This window comes from Arenimonas sp. (assembly GCF_035721105.1).
Lineage (GTDB): Bacteria > Pseudomonadota > Gammaproteobacteria > Xanthomonadales > Xanthomonadaceae > Arenimonas.
The window spans coordinates 1-23,189 of the sequence record NZ_DASTNG010000056.1; the positions used below are offsets into that span (position 1 = coordinate 1).

A 23,189-nucleotide genomic window follows, 5' to 3' on the forward strand; every position below is an offset into this window, starting at 1 on the left:
GAAAAGTGCCGTGGCGTCCACGGTCGCCGCCGCCGGGGCCCCGGCCACGGCACCCGGCCGCGAAGCGGACGCCGAATCCGGCCGGGGACCTCGCATCGCCCCGGGCGCGCGCGCCGCGCCGTTTGCACCGTCCGCAACCAGCGCACGGTTGCCGGCATTGGCGCCGCCGGCGGCGTTCGCGCCCGCCGGCGCCGGCCCGCCGCGCCCCGCGGGCACGGGCGTGCCGGTGATCGCGTACAGCCCGCTGCGATACCAGTCGTAGGACCAGAACAGTCCGGTCAGCGCCATCACCAGGTAGGCCACCAGCACCCAGGTGCCCACGACCGCATGCAGATGCCACAGGAAACTGCGGCCCTTCTGCGCCCAGTCCAGCGCCAGCCACGCGCGCCAGTCCCGCCATCGGCGCGGCCAGCGCAGGTAGAGGCCGGAGACGCAGAAGAACACCAGCGCGAGGGTCGACGCGCCGACGATCTGCTTGCCCACCGCGTCGGCGGCCAGCCAGCGGTGCACCTGCATCGTCGTCCGGAAGAAGCCCTCGCCGCGCGGCGGCGCCAGCAGCGCGCCGGTGTAGGGATCGACGTAGCGCGTCTCGCCGCGGGCGCGGCCGCCCGCGGCCGCGGCGCCGGGCGCCGGCGCGAACACCACGCGCGCCGCATCACGCGGATCCGACGACAGCGTCAGCGACTGCAGCGCCCGGTCCGGCCACTGGTCACCGACGCGCGCCAGCAGGTCCGCGGGCGGCAGCGCGGCGGCCTGCGGCGCGACCGTCATCACGCCGGGATTGATCGCCTTGAGCAGGCCATCCTCGAACGACAGCATCGCGCCGGTGACGCCGACCACCGCCAGCACCACGCCCGCGGTGATGCCCAGCAGCCAGTGCAGCTGGAAAACCAGGGTCTTGAACATCGCGGGTCCTCAGGCGTCCGACCAGCGGCGCAGCAGGTTGTGGTAAACGCCGGTCAGCTGCACCAGCGCCGGGTCGCCGGACGCGGCGACGGTGAGGCGCTGGATGGCGCGGTCGAGTTCGAACAGTTCGCGGCGCTGGCCGGCGTCGCGCACCAGGCTCTGGGTCCAGAAGAAGCTGGCCAGCCGCTCGCCCCGCGTCACCGGCGTCACTTCATGCAGGCTGGTGCCGGGATAGACCACCAGGTCGCCGGCCGGCAGCTTCACGCGCTGGGTGCCGTAGGTGTCCTGGATCACCAGCTCGCCGCCGTCGTATTCGTCCGGCGAGCTCAGGAACAGGGTGCTGGAGACATCGGTGCGCACCGGCACCTGCGCGCCGTTGGCGGCGCGCTCGTAGCGGATGGCGTTGTCGACGTGGAAGCCGAACGACTGCCCGCCGGCGTAGCGGTTGAACAGCGGCGGGAAGATCCGCCGCGGCAGCACCGCGCTGAAGAACAGCGGGCTGCGGCCCAGCGCATCCAGCACGCGGCCGGCCAGCTCGCGCGCCACCGGATCGGCGTCGGGCAGCTGGGCGTTATGCTTGGCCTGGGCCGACTGGTAGCCGGCGGTCAGCCGGCCGTCGGCCCAGCCGGCGCCGGCCAGGCGCTCGCGGAAAGCGGCCACTTCATCGGCGCGCAGGACGTTGGGGATGTGCAGCAGCATGTTCGGTCTCCTGGGACCCCGCGTCGCCGCGGGGCGGCCTGGGCGCGGTCAGAACCGGACGCTGGCGCTGAGCACCAGCGAGCGGGCTTCGCCGGGGGTGGCCCAGCCGTTGTTGCGCACACGCGTGAAGTACTGTTTGTCGAACAGGTTGTTGGCGTTGAGCTGCAGCGCCAGGGTGTCGTTCACCGTCCACGACAGCATCGCGCGGTGGGTGGTGTAGCCCTTGACGTCGGGCACGCCCTCGACGCGGCCGCCGTCGAACGGCCCCTGGTAGCTCAGGCCGTAGCCCGCGGTCCAGCCCGGCGCGAACGCGAACGTGGTCCAGACGCTGGCCGATTCCTCGGGCGTGTTGACGATGCGCTGGCCGCGCTCCGGATCCGGGTTGGCCGGCGTGTTGGTGCAGCCGTTGAGCCCCGGGTTGGCCAGGCAGTAGTCGGAGACCGACTGCAGCACCTCGCTGTCGAGCAGGGTGGCGTTGGCGAAGATCGACCAGCGCGCCGTCAGCTGCCCGGCGAGGCCAAGCGCCAGTCCGTCGACGCGCGCCTGGCCGTCGAGCTGCTGTTCGCCGCTCGGGTTGGCCGGGTCGAAGTCGGCGACCTTGTAGTTCACGCGCTCGTTGCGGAACAGCGCGGCGCTCAGCGCCAGGTGGCCGTCCAGCACCTCCCACTTGGTGCCCAGCTCCAGGTTGCGCGCTTCCTCCGGCTCGACGTTGCAGGTGGTCTCGCGGCAGGCGCCGTTCACCGACGCCTTCGACGGCGTCAGGCTGGTGGAGTAGCTCAGGTAGACGCTGCCGTTGTCCGCCGGCTTGAACACCAGGCCGCTGCGCCAGGAGAACAGGTCCTCGTCGTTGCGCAGGTCCGGGTTGCGCGCCAGCAGCTGGCCCAGGCCACTGTTGTCGGCGCCGGCGTCGCTGGAATAGGTCTTGACCTGCCAGGTGGTGTTGACGCCTTGGTTGCGCTCGTAGCGCGCCCCGAGGTTGACCCGCCAGCGCGGGCTCAGCGTCAGGGTGTCGAACACGTAGATCGCCTGGTTCTCCAGCGTGCCGGCCGACTTGCCGGTGCGGAAGTAATTGACCGGCCCGGTCCAGCGCGAGTCCGGGCGCGCCAGGTCCATCACCGGCAGCGGCACCGGGCTGCCGTCGGCATTGCGCAGCACGTTGCCGGTAGCAAGGTCGAAGGTTTCGCGGGTGAAGGCCACGCCGGCCACCAGGGCATGGCCGACCGCTCCGGTGTCGAAGCGCGCGGTCAGGTCGGTCTGGCTGGCGAACAGCCGGTTCTCGGTATCGCGCCGGAGGCCGCGCGGGCCGCTGGGCTGGTAGGTGCCGGGGCTGGCGCAGGCGGCGCCGGTGGCGGGATTGGTGCCGTCGGCCAGGCACCACGTGCCCTGCACCGCGTCGACCACCGTGGTCTGCTCGATGCGCTGGTAGCGGACCAGGCTGCGCAGCGACAGGTCGGCGTTGAAATCATGCTCGAGCACCGCGGTGACGGTGTCGTTGGCGATCTCCTGGCGGTCGATGTTGTGGTAGCCGTAGTAGCCCTCGACGTCGGCGCCCGGCAGCAGGCCGCCGTAAGCGGGGAAGTAAGGCACGCCGTACTGCGGCACGTTGTCATCGCGCTGCACCAGGGCGCTGAGCGTCAGCCGGGTGTCGGAGTCCAGGCCCAGGCCCAGCGAGGGCGCGAAGCCCCAGCGCTCGAAGCGCTCGAAGTCGCGCCCCGGCACGTCGTTCTCGTGGACCATGGCGTTGAGCCGCAGGGCCGACTGCTCGCCGATCCGCTGGTTGGCGTCGGCGGTCAGGCGGCCGTAGCCGTCGGTGCCGGCGCCCACGGTGAAGGCGCTGAAGTCCTCCAGCATCGCCGCCTTGCTGACCAGGTTGATGTTGCCGCCAACCGAGCCGGCGCCCGAGTGCACCGAGTTGGCGCCGTTCACCAGCTCCAGCGACTCGAGGTTGAAGTTGTCGGTGCGGCTGTACTGGGCGCTGTCGCGCACGCCGTCCACGGTCAGGTCGGCGTTGGCGCTGAAGCCGCGCAGGTTGATGCTGTCGCCGTAGCCGCCGCCGCCCTCGCCGGCGCCGAAGGTGATGCCGGGCAGCGTGGTCAGGATCTCGCGCAGGCTCACCAGGCCCTGCTGGTCCATCGTGTCCTTGTCGACCACCGTGATCGTCTGCGGGGTGTCGAGCAGGGCCTCGGTGTATTTCGGCGACGACGGCTTGTCCAGGCGCTCGCCGGTCACTTCCACGCCGTCGAGCCGGGTGGCGCGGTCGGCGCCGTCCGGCGCGTCCGCCGGCACGGCGTCGGCGGCCTGCGCCAGGGGCGCGGTGGAGGCCAGCAGCGAGGCGATGGCGAGCGAAACGAGGCGCAGCGCCGGGAGGCGCCGGGACGTCGGGGTCGGCGTGGACATGACGGATTTCCTGCAGTGACGTGGCTGGCTTGGCCGTTGCGGCTAGCTAATGCGAATCAATCTTATTTGCATCGGTCCGGGGATGCAAGTCCGGTCCCTCGCGAAGCCCGAACATGGGCTGCGGGTATCCTTGGCCCCATGCCCCGTTCGCGACGCCTCCCCCCGCCGCCGCTCGCCGCCCTGTTCGCCTGCCTCGTGCTGCTGCCGGCCACCGCCGCGGCGCTGGAGCTGCGGGCGGTGGAAGTGCGCGGCCTGGCCGACGACGCCATGCGCGACAACGTCGACGACGCGCTGTCCCTGCAGCGCCTCAATCCCAACCGCCGCAAGTCGCTGAGTGAAAGCCGGCTGTCCTACCTGCTGCGCCAGGTGCCGCGCGAGACCCGCGAGGCGCTCGAGCCCTTCGGCTATTACGACCCCCGGGTCAGCACCGAACTGGTGCGCGAGGGCGAGGCCGTCACGGTGCGGGTGCAGGTCGACGCCGGCGAGCCGGTGCGCGTGCGCCAGCGCCAGATCACCATCGAAGGCCCCGCCGGCAGCGACCCCGCCCTGGCCCGCCGGCTGGAGCGGCTGCGTCCGCGCGAGGGCCAGCCTTTCCACCACGGCGTGTACGAGGACGGCAAGGCGCAGATCGACGCCGGGCTGGCGGCGCGCGGCTATTTCGACGCGGTGCTGGCGACGCACCGGGTCGAGGTCAGCCGCGCCGACCGCAGCGCCGACATCACGCTGGCCTGGCGCAGCGGCGAGCGCCACGCCTTTGGCGAGGCGCAGTTCGAAGGCCATCCTTTCCGTCCCGGGCTGCTGGAGAACCTGGTGCCGTGGCGGCCGGGCGATCCCTACCTGCAGGCCGACCTGCTGGCGCTGCAGGCCTCGCTGTCGGAGCTCGACTATTTCAGCGCCATCGACATCCAGCCCGAGCCCGCCGAAGGCGACGACCTCAGCGTGCCGGTGACGGTGAAGCTGGCGCCCGCCAAGCGCAGCATTTACTCGGCGGGCCTGCGCTACGGCACCGACACCGGCGCCGGCATCACCGCCGGCCTCGAGCGGCGCTGGGTCAACAACCGCGGCCACAAGCTGCGCAGCCAGCTGAGCCTGGCCGAACGCCGCAACGATGCCACCGTGCAGTACCGCATCCCGGCCTTCGCCTGGCTCGATGGCTGGTACACGGTCTCGGCCAGCGTGCGCGAGGAGCCCTTCGACTTCATCGACAGCCAGCTGATCGAAGTGGTGGGCAGCCGCAGCGGCCGGATCGGCAACTGGGAGCTGGTGGCGGCGATGAACTACCGGCGCGAACGCTTCGATGACTCGATCACCGGCGAGAACCGCAGCTACAGCACGCTGGTCTACCCCTCGCTGTGGGCGAAATGGGGCGACCGCAGCGATGCGCTGTACCCGCGCCGCGCGCAGGCGCTGACCCTGGAGCTGCGCGGCGGCAGCGCCGGGTTCGGGTCGGACATCGACTTCCTTCAGCTGCGCGCCGAGGCCGGGCTGGTGCGCAGCTTCGGGCGCCGCAACCGCCTGCTGCTGCGCGCCGAGGCCGGCACCACCGTGAGCGACGAATTCGCGTCGTTCCCGCCCTCGCTGCGCTTCTACGCCGGCGGCGACCGCAGCGTGCGCGGCTACGGCTACCGCGAGATCGGCCAGTACTTCGAGGCGGCCGACGGCGAGCGCTTCGTGTTCGGCGGCAAGCACCTGATGGTGGTGAGCGCCGAAGTCGAACGCATGTTCAACCGGACCTGGGGCATGGCGGTGTTCGTGGATGCCGGCGACGCCTTCGATGAGTTCAACGCCTACGACTGGGAGATCGGCGCCGGCGTCGGCCTGCGCTGGCGCTCGCCGGTCGGGCCGGTACGCCTGGATCTCGCCCACGGCCTGGGCGACGCCGCGCAGCAGTCGGTGCGGCTGCACCTGAACATCGGGCCGGACCTGTGACGGCCGCGCCGCGTCCGCCCCGCACGTTCGCCCGGCGCTGGGGCCGGCGCGCCGGCATCGGCCTGGGCCTGCTGGCGTTGGCGGCCGGGACGCTGCTGTTCTGGCTGCTGGCCACCGGCGGCGGCCGCGATGAGCTGCTGGGACGCCTGCTGCGGGCGTTGCCGCCGGACGCGCTGCAGTACTCGCGCGCGGAAGGCACCGTGTCCGGGCCGCTGGTGCTGCACGACGTGGTGTATCGCCAGGACGGCCTGGCGTTCCGCGCGCGCCGCGTGATGCTGGACGCGCGCGTACTTCCGGTGCTGGGTCGACGGCTGCAGCTCGATGCGCTGGAGGTCGACGACGCCGAGCTGATCCTCCCGCCCGCGGAAGACGCGCCGTTCGCGCTGCCGGAATGGCCCGGGGTGCTGCCGCGCCTGGCGGTGCCGCTGGACCTGCGCGCGACGCGCTTCACCATCGATGGCTTCGTGCTGCGCCAGGGTGACGCCGCGCCCTGGTCGCTGGCGCGCGCCGAGGGCAGCGACCTGCACCTGGTGGACGGCGGCCTGCGGCTCGGCGCGCTGGACGCCACGCATGCCAACGGCCGACTGTCCCTGTCGGGCGAATACCTGCCGGACCGCAACTTCCGCACGCAGCTCAAAGGCCGGCTGGACCTGCCTGCCACCGACACCCTGCCCGCGGCCAGCCTGGCCTTCGATGGCCAGGGTGACCTCGACCGCTTCGCCCTGGAGGCCGCCGGCACCCTGCCCGAGCGCAGCGCGCTCACGCTGTCGCTGGCGGACGGCGGCGGCGCGGCGCCGGCGTGGACGCTGTCGGCGGAGTCGACCGGGCTGCTGCCGTCGCGGCTCGGGCTGGGCGACGGCGAGGCGATGGTGTTCAGGCTCGATGCCCGCGGGGCCGGTGGCGCGGCCGAGGTCGAGGGCCGGTTCGCACAGGGCGAGCTCGCACTCGACGTGCTCCCGTCGAAGCTGACGCTCGCCGACGGACGCCTGCAGGCCGATCCGCTGCGGCTGGTACACGAGAACGGCGAAGTCCTGGTCACCGGCGATCTGGAGGCCGATGGGGTATCGCCGCGCTTCGACCTGCGCCTGGCCACCGAGCGCTGGCGCCAGGTGCCTGCCGGCACGGAGGCCGGCGCCGTGCCGGTGGAGCTGGCGGGCGCGGTGACCGCGCGCGGGCGTTTCGAGGCCTGGCAGATCGCCGGCGACCTGACGCTGGTGCGCGCCGGCGAACAGGCCGACATCACGCTGGCCGGCCGCGGCGACGCGCAGCAGCTGGTCCTCGACACGCTGCGCGTGCGCACGCCCGGCGGCCGGCTGGACGGCCGCGGCGCCGTCGCCTGGTCACCGGGCGTCGCCGTGCAGCTCGACGCCGCGCTCGCCGGCTTCGATCCCGGCTATGTGCTGCCCGACTATCCGGGCGCGGTGAGCGGCCAACTGGTGCTCGATGCGACGCAGTCCGAGGACGGGCGCTGGCAGGGTCGCGCTTCGCTCGACGGACTCGCGGGACAGCTGCGCGGACGTGCACTCGGTGGCCGCGCCCGCGCCGACTGGAACGGCCAGCGCGGCACGCTGGATGCCGCGCTGCGCGTTGGCGACAGCCAGCTTGAGGCGCGCGGCGACTTCGGCGATCGCTACGACCTGCAGATGCGCTTCGCGCCGCTGCAGTTGGCCGATCTGGTCGCGTCGGGTCGCGGCCGCGTCGAAGGCACACTGTCGGTCCGCGGCCCCGCCGCGGCGCCCGACATCGACGCTGCGCTCGAAGGCCGCGATCTCGCCTGGAACGGCGGCAGCGCCGACGCCGTCTCACTGTCCGGACGCCTGCCCGCGCGCGGTGCCGGCGGCGACCTGCGGCTGCAGGCCACCGGATTCGGCCTCGCCAGCCTGGTCGCCGACACGCTGGATCTGCACGCCCGCGGCAGCCAGGCCGCGTTCGCGATCGACGCCAATGCGGCCGGGCCGGATGGCGACCTCGCGCTCGCCGGCGACATCAGCCGCACCGGTTCCGAGTGGCGCGCGCAGTTGGAAACGCTTTGGCTGGCGCCAAAGCCCGGGCCGAAGCTTTCCCTCCAGGGCGGTGCCGACCTCCGCTACGGCCCTGCCGGCGTGCGGCTCGCGCGCAGCTGCCTGGTCGCCGATGCCGGCGGCCGACTCTGCGCCAGTGCCACCGGCGATCGCTTCGAACTCGAAGGCGAGGCACTCCCGCTCGCCCTCGCCCAACCGTGGCTGCCGCAGGACGACGCCCTGCCGCTGTTCGCCGACGGCACGCTCGACCTGCAGGCCAGTGGCCAGCGCGGCCGCGACGGCCGCTGGCGCGGCGAAGCCCGGGTGGACTCCGCGCGCGGCAGCTTGAAGCTGAGCCCGGAGGCGCGCCGCGAGGTCTTCGGCTACACCGCGCTGTCGCTGCAAGCCACGCTCGACGACGACCGGTTCGAAGCCACCCTGGCGGCCGGGCTGGCCGACGAGGGCAGTGTTTCCGGCCGCCTGCGCGGTGGCACCGACGCGAGCGCCGCGCTGGACGGCGTGCTGCAGCTCGACGTCCGCGACCTGGCCTGGCTGGAGCTGTTCTCGCCCGACCTGGCCCAGCCGGTCGGCCGCCTGCAGGGCCGGCTGGCGCTGGCCGGCAACCGCGCCGCGCCGGCGCTCTCCGGGCAGGCCAGGTTGGGCGGGTTCGCCGCCGAACTGCCCGGGCTCGGCCTGAAGCTGGCGGACGGCGAGTTCACCCTGGTCGGCGATGCCGACGGCAGCGCGCGCATCGACGGCAGCCTGCGCTCCGGCGACGGCGTGCTGCGCTTCGACGGCAGCCTGAATGTCCGCGACCGCGCGGCCCCGCTGCAGCTGGTGCTGCAGGGCGAGCGCGTCACCCTGGCCAGCACCGCCGAGTTCTACGTCATCGGCAGCCCGGACCTGACGCTGCGGCTGCAGGACGAGCAGCTGGAAGTGCGCGGCCGCCTGGACGTGCCCGAGGCGCGCCTGGACCTGGAGGCGCTGGACGGCAGCGCCACGGTGTCCGATGACGTGGTCGTGCTCGACCCGGTGGGCGCGCAGCGCGAACGCGCGCTGCCGCTGGACCTGCGCTTCACCGTGGCGCTGGGCGACGACGTGCGCCTGAAGGGCTTCGGCCTCGACGGCCGCATGCGCGGCTCGCTGGCCCTGCGCGAACGCCCCGGCCGCCCGGCCACCGCCAGCGGCACGCTCGACGTCAGCGGCAGCTATCGCGCCTACGGCCAGTCGCTGCAGATCCAGCGCGCGCGGCTGGGCTTCGCCAATTCACCCTACGACAACCCGACGCTCGACATCCGCGCCGAGCGCGACTTCGACCGCGTCACCGTCGGCGTGCAGGTGCGCGGCACCGCGCGCCGGCCGCAGACCACGGTGGTGTCGAACCCGGCGATGGACACCAGCGAAGCGCTGTCGTGGCTGGTGTTCGGCCGCCCGCTGGGCACCACCACCGGCAACGAAAGCCAGCAGCTCAACGCCGCCGCGATGGCGCTGGGCGCCGGCGGCAACCTGGTCGCGCAGCAGATCGGCGTGCAGCTGGGCCTGGACGAGGCCGGCGTCACCGACTCGCGCAACCTCGGCGGCGCCACCTTCACCGTCGGCAAGTACGTCTCCCCGCGCCTGTTCCTGAGCTACGGCGTCTCGCTGATCGGCACCGGCCAGGTGGTCACGCTCAAGTACCTGCTCACCCGCGGCTTCGACGTCAGCATCGAGTCCGGCAACGAGAACGCCGCCTCCCTCAACTGGCGACTCGAACGCTGACCCGCCCGGGACGCGCCGGCTATTGCGCGGGAGGCGGCGCCAGGCGCTCCATCGCTTCGCGGACCACTTGCTCGTGGCCATCGAACTCCCGCTGCAGCCGCGCCTGCAAACGCACCGTGTCCATGTAGGGCGGCAGATCACCCGAGTTGTCGTAACGCCGCCTGGAGGGCTCCCCGGTCCGGTAACCGAGGAAGGCGTGGTACTGGATGGCCTCCTCGTCAAACCCGCGCTTGAAGTAATCCAGGTATTTGCGCAGGTGCTCCTCGCCGTCCTGCAGCGGCTTGGGGCGTGCAAACGCCGCAAGTTCCCGCGGACTTAGCGGCTCGCCACGCGCTTGTGCCTCGGCGATATAGGACGCCCGGCTGGCACGCGAATACTCCGCCATCGCCTTGAGCTGGGCGGTGCTCTCCGAGAGGATGCGCACCAGCGCATGCAGGTGCACCATCTCGTGCATCATCGTGTTGTTCTGCTGTTCCAGCCAGAGCGCGCGGGCCCGGGGCGAGAGCTCCTCGCTGTTGGCCATGTAGGGAAGAAAGACGACGGCGCGGACGAACAGGTAGGCATCGGCGAGGTAGGAATGACCGCCCGCCGGCGACAGCGGCGTGCTGTTGCAGCCTTCGTGCCGGATCGAGTTCGGATAGCGGGGCCACGGGTGCGCCACGGCGTCGGCCTCGATCGCCGCGCGCGTCGCGAAGCGCGCTTCGACCAGCTCCACCGAAGCCGCCATGTCGCTCCTGGCCAGCAAGTCCTGCGGTGAGGCGAAGGACAGGCGCCGCGGATCCTGGCCCGCCTGCCAGCGCCGGACGATGCCGTCGGCCGGGGTGGCCGGCGTGGATTGCGCGACCCCGAGGGGACCCCAGCGCGAATAGATGTCGCCGGAAATCAGTGCATACGGAAACCACTGCAGGAACGGATGGTAGAAGCCCTCATCGCCTTCGAAGGGCAGCAGCACCAGCGCCACCGACACGCACAGGCCGTGCGTGGGCTCCGACTCCATGATTTTGTGGAAATTGTCGGCGATGACCTGCCGGTCCGTCGGCGAAGCCAACGGGGTCAAGGTTCGCATCACCTCCGGTAGCGCCCGCATCGGCGGGACCGCCGGTGGACGGCTATCGCCGATGAACCATGTCGTCGGCGCCGGGCCCGGCACGGTCGTGCCCAGGGCCGTCGGCACGCCCAGGAGGAGCGACAGTCCAAGGATGATGCCTTGCGATGGGTGCTTCATGCCGGCGGGGCTCCGATGATCGACGGGTCTGGCTTGCGAAAAAAACAGGCCGCCTTGCGGCGGCCTGTGGGTGTAGCGGCTTGGACGGCTGGCCTCAGAAGGTGGTGCGCAGGCCCAGGCCGAAGCTGTTGCGCTCCTGCAGGTCGTCGCTGAAGCGACCGCTGTAGGAGAGGTAGGCGGTGGTGTTGTCGCCGACCATGAACTGCACGCCCAGCTCGGCGCTGATCCAGTCCTTCGACGGCGTGAAGCCGCCGATGGTGAAGCGGCCCGGCATCGAGTTGGAGCCGGCGTTGACCTGGATCTGGTCGTCCTCGCTTTCCTCGTTGTAGGCGACGCGGGCGAACGGACGGATGCCGACGTCGTTGTTCGACAGGTTGCCCATCAGCTGGTAGCCGGCACGGGTGATGAAGGAGTCGCGATCGAACTCGGAGAAGTTCATCGAGGTCGCCGAACCGCTGTCTTCCGCGTAGCCGTCGACCGTCTGCTGGATCCAGCTGGCGCCGATGAACGGACCGTGCTGCACGCCCTCGGCCGAACCGAACAGCCAGCCCAGGCCCAGCTCCGCGCCGTACTGGCTGGCGTTGGTGGAGCCGGTTTCCTCGCGGACCGTCGGGCCCATCTCGATGTAGCGGGTGATGTCGACGCTGGTGCTGCCGCCGCTGAGGGCGCCGCTGACGTAGCCGCCGCCGCCGAAGCGCAGCGCGCCGCCGATCGAGCCGATGACCGCGCGGCTGTCGAGGTTGGCGCTGGCGACGTCGTTGTCGTGCTTGCCCAGGGTGACGCCGACGCCCCAATACGCGTTCTCGCTGATGCGGTGGTTGGCACCGAGGGTCAGCGACAGCACGTCGGCTTCGCCGCCGAGGATGTTGGTGCCGGCATTGTCGTCGAAGTCGTGCTGGCCGTAGTTCACCGTGGCGTAGCCGCGGACCGAGCCGACTTCGCGGTTGAGCTGGAAGTCGGACATCAGTTCGTCGTTGACCGCGCGGCCGTGGTCGGCGGCGGCCTGCAGGCCGCCTTCACCGGCGTACGAGGACTGGATCGGCGCCGCGATGGTCGACAGCACGACGCTGGCCAGGATGCGGTGCGCGGCACCGGTCGGGTGCACGCCGTCGGCGAACAGGTAGGTGTCGTTGGTGCCCGAGGCGTACGAGAACGGCAGGCCCGAGCCGGCCGGGCCGCAGGCGACCGAGGAGCCGTTGCAGGCGGTGCCGGTGATGTTGGTGAAGCCGTACAGGCCCGGGTTGGCGCGGATCTCGGAGATCAGGCCGAAGGTGTTGATGGCGATGATGCCGTCGCCCAGCGACGCCAGGCCGGTGTTGAGCGCCGAGTTGTAGACCACGGTGATCTGCGACACCGAGCTGGCGATGCTCGGGTCGGCGCCGAACTGCGGCGTGGCGCCGAGGTTGGGCAGGTTGTAGACGACGATGTAGCGGGCGCCGAGCGCCTGCAGGCGGCCGATCTGCTGCACGTAGGCGGTGGCGGCGGCGACGGTGTTCGCCTGCGCGGTGGCCGGGTTGCCCAGCGAGGCGAAGATGTCGTTGGCGCCGCCCCAGATGCTGTACAGGGCGTTGCGGTCGATGCTGCCGCCGTTGCTGGCCAGGTACTGGTCGATCTGCAGCGAGACGTTCGGCACCGGGTTCAGGCAGGGACCGGTCGGATTGACGCAGGCACCGCCCCACGCGAAGTTGGTGCCACCGGTCAGCGACGCGCCACCGGGCAGGCCGAAGTAGTCGGCGATGATCTCGGCCGCGACCGGATCCGGGTTGGTGGTGAAGCTGTTGCCGGCCGGCAGGCCCTGGAACGCGGCGATGTTGCCGGCGTCACTGAGGCTGTCGCCGAAGACGATGAAACCGGTGAACTGCTGCGCCTGGGCGGCGCCGGCGCAGCCGAGCGCGAGGGCAACGGCACCGGCCAAACGATGGAAACGGGGCATGGGGAAACTCCTGTACGGGCTGAGTGAATGGCGTGACCACGTGCCCAGGGTCTCCTTAGGTGCCGCACGGCGCATGCGCCGATGGCACTCCCTCCCCTTGAGCCGCTGCCTCCGCCGCCGGCGGACCGGTGGCGTGAGGGCACCTTAATCCAAAGCCCGAATCCGTACCACTGGGTACAGTCGGGCCGGTCCGTTCAGGGCCGGACGCGGGCGCCGCGCAGGCGCGGCTGGCCGTCGACCACCTCGGTCCAGGCCAGCCAGGCCTGGCCGTCGCGCAGCTGCATCCGCGGGAAGCCGGTGCCGCGGCCGCGGCCGGCGACGTCGGCGACCTTCACCCGGAAATGCTCGGCGTCCAGCCCGGGGCTGAAGCGGGCCAGCCACAGCGACTGGGCACCGCCGGCTTCCTGCAGCCAGCTCATCCAGACGCCGCCGGCGTCGGCGGCCAGGTCGACCCGCCCTTGCTGGGCCTCGCCCACCGCCACCTGGCGCATGTCGCCAAAGCGCGCGCCGCCGTCGACCGAGTGGGCGATGCGCACCGACGGCGCGTCGCCCGCCCCCGTATACCAGGCCACCCAGGCCTCTGGCCCGCGGGCCGCGATGGCGGGCCCGTTGACCGGGCAGGCCGGCATGGACCACTGGTCGGCGTGGACGCGGACCGGTTCGGACCAGGCCGTGCCGTCGTAACGGGTGACCTGGATGTCGCGGATCTCGCCTTCGGCGCGGTCGCGGTAGGCCAGCAGCACGCCGCGGTCGCCGACGGCGGTGTCGGTCTGGCAGCAGTCGCAGGTCATGGCGTCGACCTGCGCGTCGCCGGACTTGCGATCGTCGGCGCCAAAGCGCGCGGCGCGCAGGGTCATGGCGCCGCCGTGGCCGGCGTGCTCGTCGTGGCCAGCGCCGGCACCGGCGCTGTTGCGCCCGTCCAGCCAGGCGATCCCGACCGTGTCGGCCGACTGCGGCCACAGCGTCGCGAAGCCGTGCTCGGTCGGGGTGCCGTCGTCGTGCACGGCGCCCAGCGCGCGCCAGTGGGCGCCGCCGTCGCGCGAGACCTGCAGGCGCACGTCGTAGGCATAGGTGGCGTCGCCGTTCTTCACCAGCGTGTGCGCCCAGAGGCTGCCGTCGGCCAGGGCCTGCAGCGCCGGCACGTCGGCCCAGTTCACGAACCAGTCGTCGCCCTCGGCGATGGTGCGCACCGGGGTCCAGGCCGCGGGGCCCGTGCTGCGGGCGAAGCGCAGGCGATGGCCGCCGGCCTCGCGTCGCTCGATCCAGCTCAGCAGCAGGTCGCCGCCCGGCGCCGTGGAAAGCTGGGGCTGGGCCGACCCCAGCGGCGCCGGCAGGGTCCAGGGGGACACGGTGGCGGCCCCGGCCAGGCCGGGGGCGAGCAGCAGCGCGAGCAGTCTCTTCATGCCGCGAATCTAGTGAAGACGACGCCTGCTGTCACGGCTCCGCCGGCGGCTCCGGATCCTGCGGCGCGTGCAGCAGGTGCAGCGCGCGCAGCTGCGCCTTGAACCGGCGCGCCTCCCAGGCCAGCAGGCGCCAGCCCAGGTCGAGCACCAGCGCCAGCAGCAGGCCGCCGACCAGGCCGCCCAGCACCAGGGCATTGACGCGGGTGCCCAGTTCGCCGACGCCCACGCCGTAGCCGGTCAGGCCGATCAGCCACTGCCCGAGCGCATGCGTGGCCAGGTAGATCGGTCCCAACGTCAGCGGATTGGTGATCATCTGCAGCGCGATCATCACCGTGAGGTTGCCGCGCACCAGCATGGCCAGCGCCAGACCGATCGCGACCTGCAGGCCGTACACCGGCATCATCGCCAGCACCGCGCCGACGTACAGCGACGGCATCACCTGGGCGCGCTTGAACGACCACAGGTAGGGCCGCCGGCGCGCCGCGGCCGCGAACCATTTGATGATCGGATAGCGCGCGACGTTCGCGCGCCGGGGCAGCGGCCGCAGCCAGCGGCGCAGGCGGCGACGGCGGGCCAGCCACTGCCGGTGCAGCGGGTGCGAGCGGACCGGCATCGCGGCTCAGGCCACGCGCCGGCCGCGGCGCTTGGCCAGGCAGACCAGCAGCAGCGAGATCGCGGCGGGCGTCATGCCAGGGATGCGCTGGGCCTGGCCGATGGTTTCGGGCCGCACGGCGGCGAGCTTGGCCTGCAGCTCGGCGGACAGGCCGGGGATGCCGGCGTAGTCGAAGTCCTCGGGCAGGCGGGTGTCTTCGTTGCGGCGGCTGCGGGCGATCTCGTCGTGCTGGCGCTCGAGGTAGCCGGCGTACTTCACGCCGATCTCGACCTGTTCGGCCACGGCCGCGTCGTCGACGCCCGGCGCCAGCGAGGGCAGCGCGGCGATCGCGGCGTAGTCCAGCTCGGGGCGCTTCATCAGGTCCAGCGCGGTGCACTCGCGGCTCAGGCTGACGCCGGTGGCCTGCTCGAGTTCGCGCGCCAGCGCGCCGCCGGGCGTGGCCCACACCGCCTGCAGCCGGGCGCGCTCGCGTTCGACCGCTTCTGCCTTGCGCGAGAACGCGGCCCAGCGCGCCTCGTCGACCACGCCCAGCTCGCGGCCTACCGGCGTCAGGCGCGCGTCGGCGTTGTCCTCGCGCAGCTGCAGCCGGTACTCGGCGCGGCTGGTGAACATGCGGTAGGGCTCGGTGGTGCCGTGCGTGACCAGGTCGTCGACCAGCACGCCCAGGTAGGCCTGGTCGCGGCGCGGCGACCACGCCTCGCGGCCCTGCACCCGGCGCGCGGCGTTGAGGCCGGCCAGCAGGCCCTGGGCCGCCGCCTCTTCGTAGCCGGTGGTGCCGTTGATCTGGCCGGCGAAGAACAGGCCGTCGACCAGTTTGGTTTCCAGTGAAGCCTTCAGGCCGCGCGGATCGAAGTAGTCGTACTCGATGGCGTAGCCCGGACGGGTGATGTGCGCGTTTTCGAAACCCTTGATCGAACGCACCAGCGCCACCTGCACCTCGTAGGGCAGCGAGGTGGAGATGCCGTTCGGGTAGACCTCGTGCGTGTCCAGGCCCTCGGGCTCGATGAAGACCTGGTGCGAGGCCTTGTCGGCGAAGCGCACCACCTTGTCCTCGATGCTGGGGCAGTAGCGCGGGCCGACGCCCTCGATGACGCCGGCATACATCGGCGACTGGTCCAGGCCGCCGCGGATGATCTCGTGCGTGCGCTCGCGGGTGTGGGTGATCCAGCAGCTGACCTGGCGCGGGTGGTCGGCGGCGCTGCCCAGGAAGGAGAACACCGGCACCGGCGTGTCGCCCGGCTGCTCGGCCAGGCCGGTGTAGTCGATGCTGCGGCCGTCGATGCGCGGCGGGGTGCCGGTCTTGAGCCGGTCGATCGCGAACGGGCGCTCGCGCAGGCGCTGGGCCAGCGTGGTCGCGGGCGGATCCCCGGCGCGGCCGCCGGGGTAGTTCACCAGGCCGACGTGGATGCGGCCGGCCAGGAAGGTGCCGGCCGTGAGCACCACGGCCTGCGCGTGGAAGCGCAGGCCACTTTGCGTGATGACGCCGGTGACGCGGTCGCCTTCGATCACCAGGTCGTCCACGGCCTGCTGGAACAGGGACAGGTTCGGCTGGTTCTCGACGAGGCCGCGGATCGCCTGCCGGTAGAGCACGCGATCGGCCTGGGCGCGGGTGGCGCGCACCGCCGGGCCCTTGCTGGCGTTGAGCGTGCGCCACTGGATGCCGGCCCGGTCGGCGGCGCGGGCCATGGCGCCGCCCAGCGCGTCGATCTCGCGCACCAGGTGGCCCTTGCCGATGCCGCCGATGGCCGGGTTGCAGCTCATCTGGCCGACGGTTTCCAGGCTGTGCGTCAGCAGCAGCGTGCGCGCGCCCGCGCGCGCCGAAGCCAGGGCGGCTTCGGTGCCGGCGTGTCCGCCGCCGATCACGATGACGTCGTAGCTGTGCATCCACTTTCCCGGTCGATCCGCGGACCGGCCGCGGGTGGGGCGCGGATTATCCCGCGCGCCGTGCCAACCTGCACACAACAGGGTTGGCACGCTTCATGCTTAATCCCCATGGCACCTGCCGCGGCCAACGCCGGGGGGCGTCGACCAGACTGAACAGGGGCTGGTCAGGCGCGCGACAGGGATGCCAGGGTCGGGAACTCCCGGGGGGGAGTTCCCGACCCTTTTTTTTTGCGGTTTTGTAAGAAAGGCGCGATCACGCGGCCTTGGAAGAAAGTCGGCGCCCGGCGGGTCTTGGAACAGGGGGAATCCAGGGGACCTGGTGCCGGGCGCCGAACAGGCGATGCGGGGGCAATCGCGAGCGTCACGATGTGACGCTCCGGGTCAGTCAGCGGCCACAGGATGCGCTGCCAGCCCAGTCGGTGCAACGCCGTGCGGGGTGGAATGCCTAATCTTCGACCTCGCGACCTCGGTTTTGTGACGGAGTTCTCGTTTCCTCGGGGGCCGGGCGTTCGCGCGGCGGCGGCGGCGCCGGACGACTGGCCTCGCGCGGCGGCGGGGCCGGGCGACTGGCCGGCGGCGGGGCCGGCCGGTACGCCTCGCGCGGCGCACTGCGCGGCTCCGGACGCGGTTCCGGACGCGGCTGGTAGCGCGGCTCCTGGCGGGGTTCGAGGCGCGGCTGTGGACGCGGCTCGGGGCGGGGTTCGTAGCGCGGCTGCGGACGCGGTTCGTAGCGCTGCTCGGGCTGCGGACGCGGCTCGGCGACCGGGCGCGGCGCCAGGCCAGGCTCGCCGCGGACCGGTTCCGGACGCTCGAAGCGGCGGTAGTCGGGCGGGTTGCCCGGTGCCGGCCGGGCATCGGGACGCGGCGACGGCGTCGACTGGATCGGACGCGGGCGGGTCCCGCCATCGCCCGGCGCCTTGCGCGGCGAGTCGCGGAAATCGGTGCGCGGCAGCGGCCGCACCTCGCGCTCCTCGGTCGTCACGGGAGGCCGCGGATTGCCGCCGCCATTTCCCGGCCGTCCCTCGGGCTCACGGATCACCGGCCGGCCGATGCGATTGCGGTCGAAGTCGGGGCGCGGCATCGGCGTCGGCCGCACCGTGCCCGGATCGTCACCGACGCCGGCGCCCGGCGGCGGTCCCGGTGGCTGGCCATCGCCCGGACGTCCGCCATGGCCCGGCGGCCGCGGCCGGTGCGGGCGGTAATAGCCCGGGTCGTACCAGCCCGACCCGTAATCGCCGTACCAGGCCCAGCGCCGGTAGTCCCAGTGGTTGCCGAAACTCAGGCTCCAGCCCGAGTAGGGCCGGCGGTAGCCGGTGCTCCAGTAGGGCGAGCAGCCGTACCAGCCGCTGCAGGCATAGCGCTCGATGCTCCAGAACGGCAGGTAGCCGTAGGCGAAGGGATCGTCGTAGTAATCGTAGTAGCCGTAGTCTTCCGGCGCTTCGTAGTAGTCGCCGTAGCCCTCGTCGGCCGGGTAGTAATACCCGCCGTCGACCGGGTAGCGGTCGCGTTCGTAGGCGTAGTCGCCATAGCTGACGCAGCCGGCGGGACCGACCAGAAGGAAAGCGGCAAGCAACAGGATGCGGCGCGACATGTGGCGTTCCCCCCGGAATTCGGGCCAGTCTCGGCGCGGGGCGGTGAATCCGTGCTTAATCCTTCGCCACCGCGGCCGCATGCTACTGTTCGCCGCCTTCACGCCAACGGGATCGCCCCAACATGTCGCTGCACCAGGCTTCGGGACGTTGGCGGCTGGGACTGTTGCTCGCGCTGGTGACGGCGGCCTGCTGGGCCACCCTGCCGGTGGCGCTGAAGGTGACGCTGGAACAGGTCGATCCCTACACCCTCACCTGGTTCCGCTTCCTGCTGGCGGCGGTGCTGATGTTCGCCTGGCTGGCGGCGCGGCGCGGACTGGGCGGTTTCGCGACCCTGGACCGCAAGCGCTGGGCGATGCTGCTGGCGGCGGCGCTGCTGTTGATCGGCAACTACGTCTTCTACCTGCTGGGCGTGCAGCAGACCTCGCCGGCCAATGCCCAGCTGCTGATCCAGCTGGCGCCGCTGCTGATGGCGCTGGGCGGCATCTTCGTCTTCCGCGAACGCTTCAACGGCTGGCAGTGGCTCGGCCTGGCGACGATCGTCGGCGGCCTGGGCCTGTTCTTCCGCGACCAGCTCGACGGCGGCGGCCGCGGCTATCTGTTCGGCTCGACCCTGGTGATCCTGGCGGCGATCGTCTGGGCCGGCTACGCGCTGCTGCAGAAGCAGCTGCTGCTGCGGCTGTCGTCGCCGGCGATGCTGCTCTTCATCTATGTCGTGGCCAGCGTCGTGCTGCTGCCGCTGGCGCGGCCGGCGACGCTGCTGCAGCTCGACGGCCTGCACTGGGCGCTGCTGCTGTATTGCGCGCTGAACACGCTGGTCGCCTACGGCGCTTTCGCCGAGGCGTTGGCGCACTGGGAGGCCTCGCGGGTATCGGCCATCCTGGCTACCACGCCCCTGCTCTGCCTGGGCGCGGTGGCCGCGACGCAGGCGATCTGGCCGGGCAGCCTCGCGCCGGAACAGGTCGGCGTGGCGGGCTACGCCGGCGCGGTGCTGGTGGTCATTGGCTCGGCGCTCGCCAGCCTGCTGGGCCAACGGCCCGGGCGCTGAGGCCCGGGCCGGGGACGGTCAGCGGCCGGGGACGCGGCAGCAGGTGCGGCTCGAGCGCAGGTTGGCCGAGCTGGCGCTGTTGTTCTGGGCCGAACAGGTACCGCCGCTGAAGTACACGAACGGCATCTGCCAGGTGCTGGACTCGCAGTTGGTGGCCGTCTGCGTATAGCCGGCGGGACAGGCGGGCGCGACGGAGTTCGCGGTGGCCCCCGCCGCGACCACCGTGACGGTGTCGGCGGTGTCCACGCATTGGATCGCCGTCGCCTGCGGATTGATGTAGTAACCCACGATATCGGCGACCACGTGGGTCTGGGCGAAGGAATAGATGCTCAACTCGTTCGCCGCGGCACCCTGGTCCAGCTGCACGATCGACAGGTTGCCGACGATGCTGCCCGCGGTGTAGTTGACCGTGGAGGCCAGCGGCTGCGTGCCGCCGAACGGGAACGCGGTCATGTAGCCGGCGGAGCTTGGCGTGACCACGGTGAAGTTGATGGCGGCCGCGGCGAAGGACCCCGCTGCACCCACGCCATCGCAGTTGGTGGCCGCGCCGCCCTGGAAGCTGTAGTTGGCCACCGCCGTGACGTCGAAGCTCCGCACGGTGTTGGCGGCGATGGCGCCGCCCGCGACGCGCGTGTCGAACAGGCGGCAGGGCGGGACCGGCACGTACACGAGGTCGCCGTCGACCTGGCCCAGGGCGTCGGTGGAGTCACCGTCCCCGGCCTTGCCCAGCAGGGCGTCGTTCATGGCTTCGAAGTCGGGGGCCGCGGCCGCCTTGCGCAGGTCGTCGATCGACACCGCGTCCAGCAGGGGCGCCATCTCGCCGGCCCACTGGCCACCGGGCTGGTGGTGCGCTTCTTCGACGTGGGGACTCCAGCGATCCACCAGCTGTCGGGACAGCGCGGCGCGCTCATCGTTGTCGCCAGCCATCGCGACGGGCGCCGCCAGAACCCCGGCCAGGGCCAGGACGAGTGCGGAAGGAATCAGTTTCATGATGCGTCTCCAGGAGGGTCGGATGGCCCAACGGCGCCGAAGCCGATGGATCCACTCTCTAGGAACGGGAAAAATTCTCCTTCCCAGCCAGCGCTGGCCTAAGCAATCGGGTGGCCGTTGATGCCCCCAGTTGACGTAGGCGAGGGCTCAGCTGTCCCTGAGCCGCGCCAGCAGGTCGCGGCAGTCCGGCGACACCAGCCGGCCATCGAGTCCGTCCAGGATCGCGCGGGCCTGCGCGCGGAGCGGCCCGGCCAGCCGGCGCCAGCCTTCGAAGCCGCCCAGCAGCCGGGCCGCCACCTGCGGGTTGGTGGCGTCCAGCGCAGGCAGCCGTTCAGCCACCAGGCGGAAGCCGGCGCCGTCGGCGCGGTGGAAGGCGCGCGGGTTGCCGCGTTGGAAATTGCCCAGCACGGCGCGCACGCGGTTCGGGTTGGCGGGCTTCCACCACGACGAGGCCAGCAGCGCCTCGACGTCGTCGCAGGCCGCGATGTCCGGTCGTGTGACGACGAAGCCGATCCACTTGTCGGTCACCAGCGGGTCGGCCGCGAACTGCTCGCGGAACGCGGCCAGCGCCGCCGGGGCGCCGGGCGCGCCGAAGTGCAGCAGGCAGCGCAGCGCGGCGCCGCGTTCCGTCATGCTGCGCGCGGTGTCGAACTGGCGCTGGGCCAGCCGGCCCGATGCATCAACGCGGGCGAGCCAGGCCAGGCAGGCGTTGCGCAGCGCGCGCGCGGCCATGGCCGCGCCGTCCAGGCCCTGCCCCGCCGCTTCCGCGAACGCGTCGTAGCGCGCCTGCAGCGGCGCGGCCAGGACGCGCGCCAGGCGGTCGAGCAAGGCATCGCGCGCATCCAGCAGCGCGCCGGGATCCACGGCGTCCACCGCATCGGCCAGCGTGTCGAAGTCCGGCAACACCAGGCATTCGGCGACGAAGGCCGGGTCGGCCGCCGCATCCGTTAGCAGGTCGGCCAGGGCGGCTTCGAGCGCGTCGGCTGCGTCGGCGTCGCGCGACAGGATCGCGCGCGTGGCCAGGCGCTGCAGGCCGTCCCAGCGATGCACCGGGTCGCGCTCGACGCGCACGCTGCGCGCCAGCTCGGCCGGCGACTGCGCGAAGCGAAGCTTCACCGGCGCCGCGAAGCCCTGGTTGAACGCCGCCAGCGGCTTGGCCCGCAGGCCGCGCCAGCGCAGCGCGTGGCGCGCCGCGACCAGCTCGACCATGGCGCCATTGATCGCCGCGTCCGTCTCCGGGGCCGCCGTGATGGCCGCACCCGCGGCGTCGTACAGCGCGAAGCGCAACGGCAGCACCAGCGGCTGCTTGTCCGGCTGGCCCGGCGTCGGCGGCACGTGCTGGTCCACCGTCACCGTGTAGTCGCCAGTGGCGGCGTTGAAATCCTCGGTGATCGTGAGCTCGGGCGTGCCCGCCTGCGAGAACCAGCGCGCGAACTGCGACAAGTCGCGGCCGCTGGCGGCGGCGTGCGCGGCCAGGAAGTCCTCGAGGGTCGCGGCGCGGCCGTCGTTGTCGGCGAAGTAGCGGTCCATGCCGGCGCGGAACACGTCCTCGCCCAGCAACGTGTGCAGGACGCGGATGACCTCGGCGCCCTTCTCGTAGATGGTGAGCGTGTAGAAGTTGCTGATCTCGCGATAGCGGTCGGGCCGCACCGGGTGCGCCAGCGCGCCCGCGTCCTCGGCGAACTGGCGGCCGCGCAGCACCCGCACCGCCTCGATGCGCTTGATCGCGCGCGAATGCAGGTCGGCGCTGAACTCGCTGTCGCGGAACACCGTCAGGCCTTCCTTGAGCGAGAGCTGGAACCAGTCGCGCAGGGTGACGCGGTTGCCCGACCAGTTGTGCAGGTACTCGTGCGCCACCACCGATTCGATCGCCAGGAAATCGGCGTCGGTGGCGGTGGCCTCGTCGGCGAGGATGTAGCGGGCGTTGAAGATGTTCAGGCCCTTGTTCTCCATCGCGCCCATGGTGAAGTCCTGGGCGGCGACGACGTTGAACACGTCCAGGTCGTAGCCGCGTCCGAAGCGGCGCTCGTCCCAGCGCAGGCTGCGCTCGACCGCGCCGAGCGCGTACTCGCAGCGGGCGACGTCGGCGGGATCGGCCCAGACGTTGAGCTCGACCTGGCGGCCCTCGGCCGTGCGCACCGAGTGCGTCACGCGGTCGAGCTCGCCGGCGGCGATCGCGAACAGGTAGCAGGGCGTCGGGTGCGGGTTTTCCCAGACCGACTCGTGGCGGCCGTCGTCGAGTTCGCGGCGCGCCACCGGGTTGCCGTTGGCCAGCAGCACCGGGTAACGCTCGCGCGCGGCGCGGAGGGTGATGCGCCAACGCGGCATCACGTCGGGGCGATCGGCGAAGAAAGTGATGCGGCGGAAGCCTTCGGCCTCGCACTGGGTCAGCAGCAGCCGGCCGCTGGTGTAAAGGCCCTCGAGCCGGGTGTTGCCGGCCGGGTGGATGCGCACGCGGGTCTCGAGCTCGCAGGCGCCCGGCAGGCCTTCGATGCGCAGCGCGCGGCCGTCGTAGGTGTAGCGCCCGGCGTCCAGCCCGCGGCCATCGATGGCGACCGACAGCAGGGTGAGCTCTTCACCGTCGAGCACCAGCGGTTGGCCGGGCTGGTCCGGATCGGGCTCAAGCACCAAGCGGGCGCGCACCTCGGTGGCGTCCGGATCGAGGTCGAAGGCGAGGTCGGCGTGGAGGATGCGCCACGCGGGCGGGACGTAGTCGGCCAGGTGGACGTGGCCGTCGTCGCGGGGAGGGCTCATTCTGTGCGGTATTCCGAAGGGGCTGCCGGCGGTTTGCTAGGCTAGCACGTGCCCCACGACG

14 protein-coding genes are annotated in these 23,189 nt (G+C 72.1%); 3 read left to right on the forward strand and 11 right to left on the reverse strand.

Going from position 1 to position 23,189, the window contains the following annotated elements; genetic code table 11:
* The 3 genes from VFQ84_RS08785 to VFQ84_RS08795 form a co-directional block, all read right to left on the reverse strand.
* Positions 1 to 906 (reverse strand): PepSY-associated TM helix domain-containing protein (locus tag VFQ84_RS08785; protein ID WP_325131259.1); only part of this gene is annotated, 906 nt, incomplete at its 3' end.
* A gap of 9 nt (positions 907 to 915) precedes the next feature.
* The gene (locus VFQ84_RS08790) at positions 916 to 1,605 is read right to left on the reverse strand and encodes a Fe2+-dependent dioxygenase (RefSeq protein ID WP_325131260.1); all 690 of its coding nucleotides are present in this window, start codon (positions 1,603 to 1,605) and stop codon (positions 916 to 918) included.
* A 48-nt stretch (positions 1,606 to 1,653) separates the two neighbouring features.
* The gene (locus VFQ84_RS08795) at positions 1,654 to 4,002 is read right to left on the reverse strand and encodes a TonB-dependent receptor (RefSeq protein WP_325131261.1); all 2,349 of its coding nucleotides are present in this window, start codon (positions 4,000 to 4,002) and stop codon (positions 1,654 to 1,656) included.
* 138 nt (positions 4,003 to 4,140) lie between these two features.
* On the opposite strand from VFQ84_RS08795, the gene VFQ84_RS08800 reads away from it, so the two are divergent.
* On the forward strand, positions 4,141 to 5,931 hold the full coding sequence (locus VFQ84_RS08800; protein WP_325131262.1) for an autotransporter assembly complex family protein: 1,791 nt from the start codon (positions 4,141 to 4,143) through the stop codon (positions 5,929 to 5,931).
* Positions 5,928 to 9,689 carry a translocation/assembly module TamB domain-containing protein gene (locus VFQ84_RS08805; protein ID WP_325131263.1) on the forward strand — a complete coding sequence of 1,254 codons (3,762 nt, stop codon included), beginning with the start codon at positions 5,928 to 5,930 and terminating at the stop codon, positions 9,687 to 9,689. The genes VFQ84_RS08800 and VFQ84_RS08805 overlap by 4 nt, the downstream gene beginning before the upstream one ends.
* Before the next feature lie 19 nt (positions 9,690 to 9,708).
* On the opposite strand, the gene VFQ84_RS08810 is transcribed toward VFQ84_RS08805, so the two are convergent.
* The 6 genes from VFQ84_RS08810 to VFQ84_RS08835 form a co-directional block, all read right to left on the reverse strand.
* Positions 9,709 to 10,914 carry a hypothetical protein gene (locus tag VFQ84_RS08810; protein ID WP_325131264.1) on the reverse strand — a complete coding sequence of 402 codons (1,206 nt, stop codon included), beginning with the start codon at positions 10,912 to 10,914 and terminating at the stop codon, positions 9,709 to 9,711.
* Between the two features lie 94 nt (positions 10,915 to 11,008).
* Positions 11,009 to 12,847, reverse strand: a complete 1,839-nt coding sequence (locus VFQ84_RS08815) for an autotransporter domain-containing protein (RefSeq protein ID WP_325131265.1) — start codon at positions 12,845 to 12,847, stop codon at positions 11,009 to 11,011.
* 194 nt (positions 12,848 to 13,041) lie between these two features.
* The gene (locus VFQ84_RS08820; protein ID WP_325131266.1) at positions 13,042 to 14,250 is read right to left on the reverse strand and encodes a hypothetical protein; all 1,209 of its coding nucleotides are present in this window, start codon (positions 14,248 to 14,250) and stop codon (positions 13,042 to 13,044) included.
* Between the two features lie 31 nt (positions 14,251 to 14,281).
* Complete coding sequence (locus VFQ84_RS08825; RefSeq protein WP_325131267.1) at positions 14,282 to 14,863, reverse strand: DUF2062 domain-containing protein; 582 nt, start codon at positions 14,861 to 14,863, stop codon at positions 14,282 to 14,284.
* Between the two features lie 6 nt (positions 14,864 to 14,869).
* Positions 14,870 to 16,747, reverse strand: a complete 1,878-nt coding sequence (mnmG, locus tag VFQ84_RS08830; protein WP_325131268.1) for a tRNA uridine-5-carboxymethylaminomethyl(34) synthesis enzyme MnmG — start codon at positions 16,745 to 16,747, stop codon at positions 14,870 to 14,872.
* A gap of 445 nt (positions 16,748 to 17,192) precedes the next feature.
* Positions 17,193 to 18,338 (reverse strand): hypothetical protein, encoded by a 1,146-nt coding sequence (locus VFQ84_RS08835; RefSeq protein WP_325131269.1) that lies wholly within the window; start codon positions 18,336 to 18,338, stop codon positions 17,193 to 17,195.
* Between the two features lie 122 nt (positions 18,339 to 18,460).
* Between VFQ84_RS08835 and VFQ84_RS08840 the strand changes: the two genes are divergently transcribed.
* A complete protein-coding gene (locus VFQ84_RS08840; protein WP_325131270.1) occupies positions 18,461 to 19,384 on the forward strand; it encodes a DMT family transporter in 924 nt (307 codons plus the stop codon).
* Between the two features lie 18 nt (positions 19,385 to 19,402).
* On the opposite strand, the gene VFQ84_RS08845 is transcribed toward VFQ84_RS08840, so the two are convergent.
* Positions 19,403 to 20,374, reverse strand: coding sequence for a hypothetical protein (locus tag VFQ84_RS08845; RefSeq protein ID WP_325131271.1), 972 nt, complete (start codon positions 20,372 to 20,374; stop codon positions 19,403 to 19,405).
* 147 nt (positions 20,375 to 20,521) lie between these two features.
* Complete coding sequence (pepN, locus tag VFQ84_RS08850; RefSeq protein ID WP_325131272.1) at positions 20,522 to 23,128, reverse strand: aminopeptidase N; 2,607 nt, start codon at positions 23,126 to 23,128, stop codon at positions 20,522 to 20,524.
* Between the last annotated feature and the right edge of the window lie 61 nt (positions 23,129 to 23,189).